At 59.8% G+C, this 14,757-nt stretch carries 12 protein-coding genes; 9 read left to right on the top strand and 3 right to left on the bottom strand.

Features of this window, described 5'->3' with window-relative positions:
- Positions 1 to 256: 256 nt before the first annotated feature.
- Positions 257 to 1,888 (top strand): Na+/H+ antiporter, encoded by a 1,632-nt coding sequence (locus tag BLU24_RS23040; RefSeq protein WP_093104267.1) that lies wholly within the window; start codon positions 257 to 259, stop codon positions 1,886 to 1,888.
- A 44-nt stretch (positions 1,889 to 1,932) separates the two neighbouring features.
- On the opposite strand, the gene dapC is transcribed toward BLU24_RS23040, so the two are convergent.
- From dapC to map, 3 genes are all read right to left on the bottom strand, one after another.
- The gene (dapC, locus tag BLU24_RS23035; protein ID WP_093104265.1) at positions 1,933 to 3,132 is read right to left on the bottom strand and encodes a succinyldiaminopimelate transaminase; all 1,200 of its coding nucleotides are present in this window, start codon (positions 3,130 to 3,132) and stop codon (positions 1,933 to 1,935) included.
- 204 nt (positions 3,133 to 3,336) lie between these two features.
- Positions 3,337 to 6,039, bottom strand: coding sequence for a [protein-PII] uridylyltransferase (locus BLU24_RS23030; RefSeq protein ID WP_093104263.1), 2,703 nt, complete (start codon positions 6,037 to 6,039; stop codon positions 3,337 to 3,339).
- 42 nt (positions 6,040 to 6,081) lie between these two features.
- On the bottom strand, positions 6,082 to 6,864 hold the full coding sequence (gene map / locus BLU24_RS23025) for a type I methionyl aminopeptidase (RefSeq protein WP_093104260.1): 783 nt from the start codon (positions 6,862 to 6,864) through the stop codon (positions 6,082 to 6,084).
- A gap of 372 nt (positions 6,865 to 7,236) precedes the next feature.
- Here map and rpsB point away from each other — a divergent pair, with 372 nt between their 5' ends.
- The 8 genes from rpsB (at position 7,237) to rseP (ending at position 14,703) form a co-directional block, all read left to right on the top strand.
- A complete protein-coding gene (rpsB, locus tag BLU24_RS23020) occupies positions 7,237 to 7,974 on the top strand; it encodes a 30S ribosomal protein S2 (RefSeq protein ID WP_003222119.1) in 738 nt (245 codons plus the stop codon).
- A gap of 190 nt (positions 7,975 to 8,164) precedes the next feature.
- Complete coding sequence (gene tsf, locus BLU24_RS23015) at positions 8,165 to 9,028, top strand: translation elongation factor Ts (RefSeq protein WP_016771476.1); 864 nt, start codon at positions 8,165 to 8,167, stop codon at positions 9,026 to 9,028.
- 207 nt (positions 9,029 to 9,235) lie between these two features.
- Positions 9,236 to 9,979 carry a UMP kinase gene (gene pyrH, locus BLU24_RS23010; RefSeq protein ID WP_003222124.1) on the top strand — a complete coding sequence of 248 codons (744 nt, stop codon included), beginning with the start codon at positions 9,236 to 9,238 and terminating at the stop codon, positions 9,977 to 9,979.
- A complete protein-coding gene (frr, locus tag BLU24_RS23005) occupies positions 9,976 to 10,533 on the top strand; it encodes a ribosome recycling factor (RefSeq protein WP_090282000.1) in 558 nt (185 codons plus the stop codon). The genes pyrH and frr overlap by 4 nt, the downstream gene beginning before the upstream one ends.
- Before the next feature lie 14 nt (positions 10,534 to 10,547).
- Complete coding sequence (gene uppS / locus BLU24_RS23000) at positions 10,548 to 11,303, top strand: polyprenyl diphosphate synthase (protein WP_090282001.1); 756 nt, start codon at positions 10,548 to 10,550, stop codon at positions 11,301 to 11,303.
- A complete protein-coding gene (locus BLU24_RS22995) occupies positions 11,303 to 12,109 on the top strand; it encodes a phosphatidate cytidylyltransferase (protein WP_093104258.1) in 807 nt (268 codons plus the stop codon). Before uppS ends, BLU24_RS22995 begins: the two co-directional genes overlap by 1 nt.
- Positions 12,106 to 13,296, top strand: coding sequence for a 1-deoxy-D-xylulose-5-phosphate reductoisomerase (gene ispC, locus BLU24_RS22990; RefSeq protein WP_090282003.1), 1,191 nt, complete (start codon positions 12,106 to 12,108; stop codon positions 13,294 to 13,296). The genes BLU24_RS22995 and ispC overlap by 4 nt, the downstream gene beginning before the upstream one ends.
- A 54-nt stretch (positions 13,297 to 13,350) precedes the next feature.
- Positions 13,351 to 14,703: a sigma E protease regulator RseP gene (gene rseP, locus BLU24_RS22985; RefSeq protein WP_093104256.1), complete on the top strand. Its 1,353-nt coding sequence runs from the start codon at positions 13,351 to 13,353 to the stop codon at positions 14,701 to 14,703.
- Positions 14,704 to 14,757 lie beyond the last annotated feature (54 nt).

Here is a 14,757-nt window from a genome sequence, read left to right as displayed (position 1 = left end):
GTGTCGGATTATGCCATGACCAAACGGTTTCGCGGCGCCTGGCTTTATCTGGCAATGCAAAACCTGTGGGAGCCAGCCTGCTGGCGATAGCGTCGGGCCAGTCGATATCCATCTCATTGTGCGGCCGCCATCGCCAGCAGGCTGGCTCCCACCGGGGATCGGCGCTCAACCGTGCGACATAGGTGCAACGGTCAGACGCATCCTGAGCGGTTAATATGGCAATTGAACGCTGTCGATGGTCCGGAATCTACGTTTTATGCAAACTGCTTACACTGTCCTGATCCTGCTCATGCTGGTCGGCGTCTCGCGTCTGATCGGCCGGATCGTTCCGCTGCCACTGCCGCTGGTGCAAATCGCCGCCGGCGCCTTGCTTGCCTGGCCGACCCTCGGCCTGCATGTGGCGCTCGATCCCGAGTTGTTCCTGTTTCTGTTCCTGCCACCGTTACTGTTTTCCGATGGCTGGCGCATGCCCAAGCGCGCGTTCTGGCAGTTGCGCGGGCCGATTCTGACGCTGGCGGTGGGGCTGGTGCTGTTTACCGTAGTCGGCGCCGGGTATTTCATTCACTGGTTATTGCCGACAATTCCACTGCCGGTGGCGTTTGCCCTGGCCGCGGTGTTGTCACCGACCGACGCCGTGGCGGTCTCGGCCATCGCGCAGAATCGTTTGCCGACTCCGTTGATGCATATCTTGCAGGGCGAGGCGCTGATGAACGATGCCTCGGGTCTGGTGACGTTCAAGTTCGCCCTCGCTGCTGCCATCACCGGGGTGTTCTCGCTGACCAACGCCGGTTTGAGTTTCGTCGTGGTAGCGCTCGGCGGATTGGCCGTCGGCGTGGCCTTGAGCTGGCTGGTCGGGCGTTTGCGCGCATGGATGATCGCCCGCGGCTGGGACGATCCGGCCACGCATGTGGTGTTCATGTTGCTGCTGCCGTTCGCCGCCTATGTGCTGGCCGAACGTCTCGGCGTGTCGGGCATTCTTTCGGCGGTAGCGGCAGGGATGATGCAGAGTTGGCTCGATCTGCTGCCACGGCAGACCAGCACCCGACTGCTCAATCGCAGTGTCTGGTCATTGCTGGAGTTTGCCTTCAACGGTTTGATTTTCCTGCTGCTCGGCCTGCAATTGCCGGACATCATCAAGGCCGTGGTCAGCCACGAACCGACCTTGTGGCCAACGCTTTTTTATCGTTGCCTCGATGTGCTGGCGATCTTTCTCGCGCTGGTGTTGCTGCGCTTTGTCTGGGTGCAGAGCATCTGGCGGTTGTCGGTGCTGCTGCGCCGTTTGCGTGGCAAGGGCGAGCTGACGCAAGTGCCGACCGCGCGTTCCTGCTGGTTGCTGACGGTCGGCGGCGTGCGCGGGGCGGTGACGCTGGCGGGGGTGATGTCGGTGCCGATGTTGATCGGCGCGCAGGCGTTTCCCGAGCGTGATCTGCTGATATTCATCGCTGCCGGGGTAATCCTGCTGTCGCTGATCTCGGCGTGCATTGCCTTGCCGTTGCTGCTGCGAGGTATTGAAAAGAGTCCCGACGACAAGCGTCGTCAGGAAGTGCGCGACGCCTGGCGCAAAACCGCCGAGGCGGCGATTCATGCCCTCGAGACCGAAGAGGCCGTCCCGCAGGACGCCGCGCAAGCGGCACTGGCGGCCGAACTGAAGGCGCGGATCATGTCCGAATATCGCCATCAGCTCGACGTGTTCAATGATTCTGCGGAAGCTCAGGCGTTGGCGTTCCAGATGGATCTGCTCGAACGTCGCTTGCGTTTGAAGGCGCTGCGGGCGCAGCGTCTGGAGTTGTACAGCCTGAGCCGTCATCACCAGATCGGTGATGACGTCCTCAGAGAAGTACTTGGCGAACTGGACATGAGCGAGGCCAATCTGGGGCAGGTGAAGTAGCCCGCCGCAGTGCCCGCATCAGACCTTCTGCTGCGGGCAACGGTTTATTTGTGGCGGGTGACGAACGCGCGAATACGCTCCGCCGCTTCGACACATTCGGCCAACGGCGCAACCAGCGCCATGCGTACCCGACCGGCGCCCGGATTGACGCCGTCGACATCGCGGGACAGGTACGAACCCGGTACAACGGTTACGTGTTCCTGCTCAAACAGGTCGCGGCAGAATGCTGCGTCGTCGCCTTGCACGTTTGGCCACAGGTAGAAGCTGCCATCCGGGCGCTGCACGTCCATCACCGGGCTGAGGATTGCCAGCACGGCATCGAACTTTTCACGGTACAGCGCGCGGTTGGCGCGTACGTGAACTTCGTCGTTCCACGCGGCCACGCTGGCCAGCTGGGTTTGCACCGGCATCGCGCAGCCGTGGTAGGTGCGATACAGCAGGAAGCCTTTGAGGATATCGGCGTCACCGGCGACGAAACCGGAGCGTAGGCCCGGCAGGTTGGAGCGCTTGGACAGGCTGTGGAACACCACGCAACGCTTGAAGTGTTGGCGGCCCAGTTCAACGCAAGCAGTGAGCAAGCCTGGCGGCGGGGTTTGTTCGTCGAAATACAGTTCGCTGTAGCACTCGTCGGCAGCAATCACGAAATCGTACTGGTCGGCCAGGGCGATCAGCTTTTTCAGGGTTTCGACCGGGATCAACGCGCCGGTCGGGTTGCCCGGCGAGCACAGAAACAAAATCTGGCAGCGCTTCCAGATGTCCGGGGAAACGGCATCGAAGTCCGGGTTGAAGCCGTTCTCGTCGAGGCACGGCAGGTAGTGCGGCTTGGCCCCGGCAAGAAACGCCGCGCCTTCGTAGATCTGATAGAACGGATTAGGGCTGACCACTAAAGCATCGTCGCCACGGTTGACCACGGTCTGGGTGAAGGCGAACAGCGCTTCGCGGGTGCCGTTGACCGGCAGCACGTTGCGCGCCGGGTCGATCCAGCCGTTCGGCACGCCGAAACGCCGCTCGCACCAGCCGGCAATGGCTTCACGCAGAGCCGGAATGCCGAGAGTGGTCGGGTACACCGCCATCTGGTCGAGATTGTTCGCCAGTGCTTCGGCGACAAAGCTTGGCGAACGGTGTTTCGGCTCGCCGATCGACAGGGCGATCGGGCGCTTGTCCGGGTTCGGCGTCACGGTGCCGAGCAGGGCGCGCAGCTTTTCGAACGGGTACGGCTGGAGCTGGTTCAGGGCGTTGTTCATGGGGGCCTCGGTCAATGTGGGGCAAGACTCCAGACCTGAGCCGTTCACCGAACCTGTAGGAGTGAGCCTGCTCGCGATGAGGGCCGCACATTCAATATTTATGCAAGCTGGTGCATCGCCATCGCGAGCAGGCTCACTCCTGCAAGGGTTTTGGTTAACAGGCTGAAGTCGGAGTGTTCCTTCCCACCGGGGTAATGGATGGGTTCAGATACTGATTCGGGACAGCTTGATATCCGGTTCCTGGTTGACGCTCAACTGCTCGACGATCGCATCCTGCAGGCGGCTGCACAGCAAGGGATCGGACAGCGGTTGATTGTGCGCGTCGGTGATGAAGAACACGTCTTCCACGCGCTCGCCCAGGGTCGCAATCTTGGCGTTCTGCAGCGACAGGTCGAATTCGAGGAAAATCCCGCCGATCCGCGCCAGCAGTCCCGGACGATCGGGTGCGGTCAGTTCCAGCACCGTCACCGGGCGCTGCGCATCGTTGTGAATCGTCACCTGCGGCGCAAAGGCGAAATGCTTGAGCTGGCGCGGCACGCGACGCTGGATGATCGTCGGGTAGTCGTCCGGGTCACGCAGGGCTTCGGTCAAGCCTTCGCGAATCTGCTTGACCCGCGTAGGGTTGTCGCCGATCGACTCACCTTCGTTGTCGAGCACAATGTAGGTGTCGAGGGTGAACTGGCTGCTGGACGTAATGACGCGGGCGTCGTGAATGTTCAGGTTCAACTGGTCCATCGCCGCCACGGTCACCGCGAAGAAGTCATGCTGGTCGGGCGCATAAATGAAGATCTGCGTACCACCTTCGAACTCACGCTGGGTGGTTTCCTTGATCAGCACCAGCGGCCCGCCGTCGACCGGCTGCTGCAGGATCGCATCGCTGTGCCAGGCGACGTCGCCAGCAGTATGACGCAGGAAATAATCATCACCCAATTGCGCCCACAATTGCTCGACATCGTCCGGGTCGGTGCCACCTCGCACGAGAATATCCAGCGCGGCGCTTTGCGTCTGGCGGATCTGTTCTTCGCGATCCACCGGATTTTCCAGGCCACGGCGCAGGGCGCGTTTGGTCTCGGTGTAGAGCTGGCGCAGCAGGCTGGCGCGCCATGAATTCCATAGGGTCGGGTTGGTCGCGTTGATATCCGCCACCGTCAGCACGTAGAGATAGTCGAGACGGGTTTCATCGCCGACCGCCAAGGCAAAGTCGTGGATCACCTGTGGGTCGGACAGATCCTTGCGCTGGGCGGTGGTCGACATCACCAGGTGGTTTTGCACCAGCCAGACGATCAGGCGGCTGTCCCACATTGGCAATTGGTGACGCTGGCAGAATGCTTCGGCATCGACCGCGCCGATTTCCGAGTGGTCGCCATGCCGGCCCTTGCCGATGTCGTGGTACAGGCCCGCCATGTAGATCAGTTCGGGCTTGGGCAGCTTGGCCATCAACTTGGCGGCCAGCGGGAATTTCTCCGACACCTGGGTGTACTGCAATTTACGCAGGTGCTTGATCAGATTCAGCGTGTGCGCATCGACCGTATAGATGTGAAACAGGTCGTGCTGCATCTGCCCTACGATAAAGCCGAACTCCGGCAGGTAACGGCCAAGGATGCCGTAACGGTTCATCCGGCGCAGGTTGCGGTGGATGCCGATCTTGCACTTGAACAGTTCGATGAACAGGCTGGTGTTGCGAATATCGTTGCGGAAGTTGTCGTCGATCAGGTGGCGGTTTTCGCGCAGCAGACGAATGGTGTCGGCGCGCACGCCCTTGATCTCCGGCTGCTGGGCCATCAGCACGAATATCTCGAGCATGGCAAACGGCGTGCGGCGGAACACGTTGTCGTTGCGCGCCTCGATATAGCCGTCGTGCAGCTGGAAGCGCGAGTTGATCGGCTGCGGCGGCGCTTCGTCTTCCGGGGCGAGGATGACTTCTTCGAAGTGCTGGATGATCAAATCGCTGAGCTGGGCGATGCTCATGACCGTGCGGAAATACTGCTGCATGAAGTTCTCGACCGCCTGCTTGGCGTCGTCGCCTTCAAATCCGAGCAGACCGGCGATGGTCCGCTGATGATCGAACAGCAAACGGTCTTCGGAGCGGCCGGCGAGCATGTGCAGGGCGTAGCGCACTTTCCACAGGAATTCCTGGGAGGAGGCGAGCAGGGCGTTTTCGCTTTCGACCAGAAAACCCTCGCCGGCGAGGGCGCGCAGGTTCAGGGTGCCGTACTGACGCCGGGCTACCCAGAGAATCGTCTGGATATCGCGCAGGCCGCCGGGCGAGCCTTTGACGTTGGGTTCGAGGTTGTATTCGGTGTCGTTGTACTTGTGGTGGCGGGCCTTTTGTTCGGCGCGCTTGGCCAGGAAAAACTCCTTGGCCGGCCACATGTGGGCGGTGCTGGTGACGTCGAGCATGCGCTGGCGCAGACGCTCGGGGCCGCAGATCGTGCGGCTCTCCATCAGATTGGTGACCACGGTCAGGTCGGCGCGGGCCTCTTCGGCGCATTCATCGACCGAGCGCACGCTCTGCCCGACTTCCAGACCGATGTCCCATAGCAAGGTGAGAAAGCGCTCGATGGAATCACGGAAAACTTCGTGGTCGGCGCTGTCCAGCAGGATCAGCAAATCGATGTCGGAGTACGGATGCAGTTCACCGCGACCGTAGCCGCCGACCGCGACCAGCGCGATGTCGGCGTCTTCGCTCCAGTCAAATTGCTCCCAGGCCTTTTGCAGGATGTTATCGACGAACCAGGCACGGTCTTCGATCAGGCGGCGAATGTCGCGACCGTTACGAAAACGCGTGTCGAGGACTTCGCGGGCCTGGCGGATCGCCTTCTTGAACGCCGCGACAGGACTCGCTTTGAGGGCCAGTTCAGCCTGGAACTGGCCGCGGTCGAAGAGTTCGGGATCCACCTGCGGCATCGATTGGCTTTCCTTTATATGAGGCTGGGCGTGTTTACTTGATCAGGCCGAGATGCGCGGGATGGTGTCATCGCTGCGCAACGTGAAAATTTCATAGCCGGTGTCGGTCACCAACAGCGTGTGTTCCCACTGTGCCGAGAGCTTGCGGTCTTTGGTGATCGCGGTCCAGCCGTCGCCCAATACTTTGGTATCGGCCTTGCCCTGGTTGATCATTGGCTCGATGGTGAAGGTCATGCCAGCCTTCAGTTCCATGCCGGTGCCAGCGCGACCGTAGTGGAGGATCTGTGGTTCTTCGTGAAAGACTTTGCCGATACCGTGACCGCAGAATTCGCGAACCACCGAGAAGCCGTTCTTTTCGGCGTGCTTCTGGATCACTTCGCCGATGTCGCCGAGGCGGCAGCCGGGCTTGACGATCTCGATCGCCTTGTACATGCATTCCTGGGTGATCTGCGACAGGCGCTCGGCCCATACCGGCACTTCACCGACGTGGAACATGCGGCTGGTGTCGCCGTGGTAGCCGTCCTTGATCACGGTGACGTCGATGTTCAGGGTGTCGCCGTTTTTCAGCGGCTTGTCGTTCGGGATGCCGTGGCACACCACATGATTGATCGAGGTGCAGATCGACTTCGGGTAGCCCTTGTAATTGAGCGGGGCGGGGATCGCTTGCTGCACGTTGACGATGTAGTCGTGGCAGATCTGGTTCAACTGATCGGTGGTCACGCCCGGTTTGACATGTTCGGCAATCATTTCCAGCACATCGGCGGCCAGTTTGCCGGCGACGCGCATGCCAGCGATGTCCTCGGGGGTTTTGAGGTTGACGGTCATACAGGCTCTCTCTGCGCTCGGCGGCGCTTGCGGATACAAACAGGGTGGCCGGTGTGGAATGGGCGACCCGAAAAACGCGATTCTAACAGACGTATGGCGCAATTCAGCGCCGGCGTGCATCGCTTCTCTCTATACAATGGTGCGCCTTGGGCCGATTCCAAGGGGGCGGCGCCCATGTCCCTGGTGCGAATACAGATTTCGGGTTCCGTTTCTGCGCACCCTGTGGTATAAAATGCGCCGCTTTCCGGGGATGCCCCGAAAGGCTTAAATCCACACACGTGTCGACACGATGACCTGGGTGCCCTTGGCTTGACGCCATTGGTTGGTCATTGGGATACGTGGAGGCCAAACCCGACTTATCAAGGAACTATCATGTCCCAAGTCAACATGCGCGATATGCTGAAGGCCGGTGTGCACTTCGGTCACCAAACCCGTTACTGGAATCCGAAAATGGGCAAGTACATTTTCGGCGCGCGTAACAAGATTCACATCATCAACCTTGAAAAAACCCTGCCAATGTTCAACGAAGCTCTGACTTTCGTAGAGCGTCTGGCCCAGGGCAAAAACAAGATTCTGTTCGTCGGCACCAAGCGTTCCGCTGGCAAGATCGTTGCTGAAGAAGCAGCACGTTGCGGTTCGCCGTACGTTGATCACCGCTGGTTGGGCGGCATGCTGACCAACTTCAAGACCATCCGTGCTTCCATCAAGCGTCTGCGTGACCTTGAAGTTCAAGCCGAAGACGGTACTTTCGCCAAGCTGACCAAGAAAGAAGCGCTGATGCGCTCCCGTGACCTGGAAAAGCTGGATCGTTCGCTGGGCGGCATCAAGGACATGGGCGGTCTGCCAGACGCACTGTTCGTGATCGACGTTGACCACGAGCGCATCGCGATCACCGAAGCCAACAAGCTGGGCATCCCGGTCATCGGCGTTGTCGATACCAACAGCAGCCCGGAAGGCGTTGACTACATCATCCCAGGCAACGATGACGCAATCCGCGCTATCCAGCTGTACATGGGTTCGATGGCTGACGCAGTGATCCGCGGTCGCAACAACGTTGCTGGCGGTACTGTAGAATTCGCAGCTGAAGAAACTCAGGCTGCAGCTGAGTAATTGACGCCCTGGCGTTGACTCAGTAAGCAAAAAGGGGGCTTGGCCCCCTTTTTGCCACCTCGAAAACCATTTGTCGGCGCCCACGGCACTGTTTGTAATGTGCGGCAGCTAACAAGGGTGGCTCGGGAAGAATTGAACGCCCGTTCGATCGGGTGGAATGGTTGAAAACCTATCCAAGAGGAATTTGAAAATGGCAGCAATTACTGCAGCGTTGGTCAAAGAACTGCGCGAGCGTACCGGCGAAGGCATGATGGACTGCAAGAAAGCCCTGGAAAAGGCTGACGGCGACATCGAAAAAGCCATTGATGACATGCGTGCTTCGGGCGCGATCAAGGCTGCGAAAAAAGCCGGCAACGTTGCCGCTGAAGGCGCAATCGCCATCAAATCGAATGACAAGGCAGCCGTGCTGCTGGAAGTCAACTCGCAGACCGACTTCCTGGCCCTGCAAGACGACTTCAAAAACTTCGTTGCTGCCAGCGTAGAAAAAGCTTTCGACGAAAAACTGACCGACGCAGCTCCGCTGATCGCCGCTCAGGAATCGGCTCGTGAGGCTCTGGTCGCCAAAGTCGGCGAGAACGTCAACATCCGTCGTCTGGTTCGCGTAGAGGGTGACGTTGTCGGCACTTACCTGCACGGTAACAAGATCGGTGTTGCTGTTGTCCTGAAAGGCGGTGACGTCGAGCTGGCCAAAGACATCGCAATGCACGTAGCTGCAAGCAACCCGGAATTCCTGCTGCCTTCGCAAGTCTCCGACGAAGCGATCGAGCGTGAGAAAGCTGTGTTCCTGCAGCTGAACGAAGAGAAGATCAAAGGCAAGCCAGAAAACATTGTTGAGAACATGGTCAAGGGCCGTATCAGCAAGTTCCTGGCAGAAGCGAGCCTGGTCGAGCAGGCGTTCGTCAAGAACCCTGAAGTCAAGGTTGGCGAACTGGCCAAGAAAGCCGGTGCTGAAATCGTTTCCTTCACTTACTTCAAAGTAGGCGAAGGCATCGAGAAGCCGGTCGACAACTTCGCTGAAGAAGTTGCTGCCCAGCTGGCTGCCGCCAAGCAATAAGACGGTTTTCCAACTGTCGCCGAAAGAGGCTGCCCGCTCACGCGCGCAGCCTCTTTTCAGATCGGGTACCAGTTTTTTATTGGTTTCCGCTTGGAACTGACTTACAAAGCCATGTTCCGATGGCGCTGACGCAGCGCCAAGCTAGAGTGAACGGCAGCTGTAAACAGCTCGCACAGAATTTTAAATACGCCGCAGGAGAGATTCGCAATGGCTCAGCAGGGCAGTGGTTATCAGGCTCGCTATAAACGCATTCTACTCAAGCTTAGCGGCGAGGCCCTGATGGGCTCGGAAGAGTTCGGGATCGATCCAAAAGTGCTGGATCGGATGGCGCTGGAAGTCGGCCAGTTGGTCGGCATCGGCGTTCAGGTCGGTCTGGTGATCGGCGGTGGCAACCTGTTCCGCGGCGAAGCCTTGAGCAAAGCCGGCATGGATCGGGTCACGGGCGACCACATGGGCATGCTGGCCACTGTGATGAACGCTCTGGCCATGCGTGATGCGCTGGAACGTGCCAATATCTCGGCCATCGTGATGTCGGCCATTTCCATGGTCGGCGTGACCGATCACTACGATCGCCGCAAAGCCATGCGCCACCTGAACTCCAAGGACGTGGTGATCTTCGCTGCCGGTACCGGCAACCCGTTCTTCACCACGGATTCGGCAGCCTGCCTGCGCGCAATCGAAATCGACGCTGATGTCGTGCTCAAGGCGACCAAGGTTGATGGCGTTTACACCGCAGATCCATTCAAAGACCCGCATGCCGAGAAGTTCGATCATCTGACTTATGATGAAGTACTGGATCGCAAGCTGGGTGTCATGGACCTGACCGCTATCTGCCTGTGCCGCGATCACAAGATGCCGTTGCGCGTCTTCAACATGAACAAACCGGGCGCCCTGCTGAACATCGTTCATGGCGGCGCTGAAGGTACCCTGATCGAGGAAGGTCAACAATGATCAACGAAATCCAAAAAAACGCTAAAGAGCGCATGCAAAAATCGCTGGAGTCTCTGGCTCACGCGTTCGGCCAGATTCGTACCGGCAAGGCTCACCCGAGCATCCTGGGCAGCGTCATGGTGCCTTACTACGGTACTGACACCCCGCTGAGCAGCGTCGCCAACGTCACCGTCAAGGACTCGCGCACCCTGCAGGTCGTGGCCTTCGAGCGCAACATGCTCGCGGCCGTCGACAAGGCGATCCAGAGCGCCGGTCTGAACCTCAACCCGACCAACCTTGGCGAATTGCTGTTGATCCCGATGCCGGCCCTCACCGAGGAAACGCGCAAAGGCTTCACCAAGCAGGCCCGTAGCGCAGCGGAAGACGCGCGTGTTGCCGTGCGTAACATCCGTCGTGACGCGTTGGGTGATCTGAAGAAGCTGGTCAAGGACAAGGAAATCAGCGAAGACGAAGAGCGTCGTGCCATCGCTGATATCGACAAGCTGACCAAAGAGTCCGAGGCCCAGATCACCAAGGCCACGGACGAGAAAGAAAAAGACCTGATGGCCGTATAAGGGTCGAGCTTTAAATGGACAAGACCAAGCAGTCTGCGCCGTCCGCGGTGCCGCGCCATGTCGCGATCATCATGGATGGCAACAATCGCTGGGCGAAAAAGCGCTTTATGCCGGGTGTCGCCGGGCATAAAGCGGGCGTGGATGCTGTGCGTGCGGTGATCGAGGTGTGCGCCGAAGCCAAAGTCGAGGTGCTCACCCTGTTCGCGTTTTCCAGTGAGAACTGGCAGCGTCCAGCCGACGAAGTCAGTGCCTTGATGGACCTGTTCTTCAAAGCATTGCGTCGCGAGGCCAAGCGCCTCAACGACAACAACATCAGCCTGCGCATCATTGGCGACCGCTCGCGTTTTCATCCGGAGCTTCAGGCAGCCATGCGTGAAGCTGAAGCGATGACGGCGGGCGCCAACCGCTTCATCCTGCAGATCGCCGCCAACTACGGCGGTCAGTGGGATATCGCACAGGCAGCGCAGCGCCTGGCCCGTGAAGTCCAGGCCGGGCATTTGCGCCCCGAGGACATCACTCCGGATCTGCTGCAGACCTGTCTGGCAACCGGCGATCTGCCGTTGCCGGACCTGTGCATCCGCACGGGCGGCGAGCACCGCATCAGCAATTTCCTGCTGTGGCAGCTGGCCTACGCCGAGTTGTATTTCTCCGACCTGTTCTGGCCGGACTTCAAACACGATGCCATGCGCGGTGCGCTGGCTGATTTCGCTTCGCGCCAGCGTCGCTTCGGTAAAACGAGTGAGCAGGTCGAAGCTGGAGCCCGGGTTTAATGCTTAAACAACGAATCATCACTGCACTGATCCTGTTGCCGATTGCCTTGTGCGGGTTCTTCCTGCTTAAAGGCACTGGTTTTGCCCTGTTCATCGGGCTGGTCGTGTGCCTCGGTGCCTGGGAATGGGCGCGCCTGGCCGGCTTCGCTGCGCAATCGTACCGCGTCGGTTTTGCTGCGGTCGTTGCGCTGTTGCTATTCATCATGCATGTGCTGCCCGGCCTCGCGCCTTGGGTGCTGGGCGCTTCGGTGCTCTGGTGGGTCGTGGCAACGTACCTGGTATTGACCTATCCGCGTTCCAGTGCGCATTGGTCCAGTGCCGCCACCAAGCTGGTGATCGGTCTGTTGATTCTGCTGCCGGCCTGGCAGGGCCTGGTGCAGATCAAGCAGTACCCGCTGGGTAACTGGCTGATCATGGCGGTGATGGTGCTGGTCTGGGGGGCCGATATCGGCGCTTATTTCTCGGGTCGCAAATTCGGCAAGCGCAAGCTGGCGCCGCACGTCAGTCCGGGCAAAAGCTGGGAAGGCGTATACGGTGGTCTGGCGCTGAGCCTGGTGATTACCGCGATTGTCGGGCTGGTGCGTGACTGGACCGTGGCCGAACTGCTCAAGGGCTTGATTGGCGCGGCCGTGATCGTTTTCATTTCGGTGGTCGGCGACCTGACCGAAAGCATGTTCAAGCGCCAGTCCGGCATCAAGGACAGCAGTAACCTGTTGCCCGGTCATGGTGGTGTGCTCGATCGCATCGACAGCCTCACGGCAGCGATTCCGGTATTTGCCGTGCTGCTGTGGATGGCTGCGCCGTGAGTCGCCCTCAGCAGATTACCGTTTTGGGTGCGACAGGCTCGATCGGCCTGAGCACGCTGGACGTCATTGCTCGTCATCCCGAGCGCTATCAGGTTTTCGCGCTGAGCGGCTTCAGTCGTCTGAGCGAGCTGCTTGCCTTGTGCGTGCGTCATGCGCCGCAATTTGCCGTGGTGCCACAAGCGGCCGCCGCGCGCAGTTTGCAGGACGATTTGCGTGCGGCCGGTTTGTCGACTCAAGTGCTGGTAGGCGAGGAGGGCTTGTGTCAGATCGCGTCCGCGCCGGAAGTCGATGCGGTGATGGCGGCAATCGTCGGTGCGGCGGGATTGCGTCCGACTCTGGCGGCCGTTGAGGCGGGCAAGAAAATCCTGCTGGCCAACAAGGAAGCGCTGGTGATGTCCGGCGCCTTGTTCATGCAGGCCGTGCGCAAGAGCGGTTCGGTGTTGCTGCCGATCGACAGCGAGCACAACGCGATTTTCCAGTGCATGCCACAGGATTTTGCCCGTGGGTTGGGCGCGGTCGGTGTCCGCCGGATCTTGCTCACAGCCTCTGGCGGTCCGTTCCGGCGGACGCCGATGAGCGAACTGGCGCATGTATCACCCGATCAGGCCTGTGCGCATCCGAACTGGTCGATGGGGCGCAAGATCTCAGTCGATTCGGCGAGCATGATGAACAAAGGTCTCGAGTTGATCGAAGCCTGCTGGTTGTTCGACGCCAAGCCTGCGCAGGTGGAGGTGGTGATCCATCCGCAAAGCGTGATTCACTCGCTGGTTGATTACGTCGATGGCTCGGTGCTGGCGCAGTTGGGCAATCCCGACATGCGTACGCCGATCGCCAGTGCACTGGCATGGCCTGAGCGCATTGATTCCGGGGTAGCGCCGCTGGATCTGTTCGCCATTGCACGGCTGGACTTCGAAGCACCGGATGAAGGGCGCTTCCCTTGTCTGCGTCTGGCGCGGCAAGCTGCCGAGGCGGGCGACAGCGCTCCGGCAATGCTCAATGCGGCCAACGAAGTGGCGGTACAGGCGTTTCTCGACGGGCGGGTCCGGTACCTGGAAATCGCGAGTATCATCGAAGAGGTTCTGAGCCTCGAACCGGTGGTGGCCCTGGCTGATCTCGAGGCGGTATTTACTGCCGATGCCAAGGCCCGTGATCTGGCGCGGCAATGGCTCAAGCGTCACGATCGATAGAATTTGCAATACATTGGCTACACGCGGCACTGAACAGGATTGCGGAGAAAGTAGATGAGCGCGCTCTATATGATTGCCGGCACCCTGATTGCTCTGGGTGTGCTGGTCACTTTTCACGAATTCGGCCACTTCTGGGTCGCGCGGCGCTGTGGCGTCAAGGTTCTGCGCTTTTCCGTAGGCTTTGGCATGCCGTTGCTGCGCTGGCATGACAAGCAGGGCACCGAATTCGTGATCGCCGCGATTCCGCTGGGCGGCTACGTCAAAATGCTCGACGAGCGTGAAGGCGAAGTTCCGGTCGATCAGCTCGATCAGTCGTTCAACCGTAAAACCGTTCGTCAGCGTATCGCTATTGTTGCCGCCGGCCCCGTGGCCAACTTCCTTTTGGCGCTGGTGTTCTTCTGGGTGCTGGCCATGCTCGGCAGCGAGCAGGTGCGTCCGGTCATCGGTGCGGTCGAGTCCGGCAGCATTGCCGCCAGGGCGGGTTTGAATGCAGGCGAGGAAATCGTCGCCATCGATGGCGAGCCGACCTCCGGATGGGCGGCGGTCAATCTGCAACTGGTACGGCGTCTCGGCGAGAGCGGTTCTCTGCAATTGCTGGTGCGCGAACAGGGTTCTAGCGCGGATTCGCCGCGTGAACTGAAACTGGACAACTGGCTCAAGGGCGCCGATGAGCCGGATCCGATCCGTTCTCTGGGTATTCGCCCGTGGCGCCCGGCGTTGCCGCCGGTACTCGCCGAACTCGATCCGAAAGGCCCGGCGCAGGCTGCTGGCCTGAAAACCGGCGATCGCTTGCTGGCGCTCGATGGCCAGCCGTTGAACGACTGGCAGCAAGTGGTCGATACCGTTCGTACGCGTCCTGATACCAAAATCATGCTGCGCATCGAGCGCGACAGTGCTCAAATCGACGTCCCGGTGACCTTGGCGGCGCGCGGTGAAAGCAAGGCGCCGAGCGGTTATCTGGGCGCGGGTGTCAAGGCAATCGACTGGCCACCGGAGATGATTCGCGAGGTCAGTTACGGCCCGTTGGCGGCAATTGGCGAGGGCGCCCGTCGCACTTGGACCATGAGCATTCTGACCCTCGATTCACTGAAGAAAATGCTGTTCGGCGAGCTCTCGGTAAAAAACTTGAGTGGACCGATAACCATTGCTAAAGTGGCGGGCGCTTCTGCCCAGTCGGGCGTCGCTGATTTCCTGAATTTCCTTGCTTATCTGAGTATTAGCCTGGGGGTTCTGAATTTGCTGCCTATTCCTGTACTGGATGGGGGGCATTTGTTGTTTTATCTGATCGAGTGGGCGCGTGGTCGTCCCTTGTCGGATCGGGTGCAAGGTTGGGGGATACAGATCGGTATCAGTTTGGTGGTCGGGGTGATGTTGCTTGCTCTGGTCAACGATCTGGGTCGACTGTAACGCTTCGCTGAATTGCGAATCTGCCGCATTTTGCGGCAGTTTGTTTATTGCCAG

This window comes from Pseudomonas sp. Z003-0.4C(8344-21) (genome assembly GCF_900104975.1).
In the GTDB taxonomy this organism is placed as follows: domain Bacteria; phylum Pseudomonadota; class Gammaproteobacteria; order Pseudomonadales; family Pseudomonadaceae; genus Aquipseudomonas; species Aquipseudomonas granadensis.
This window is presented reverse-complemented; position numbering and strand designations above follow the sequence as displayed.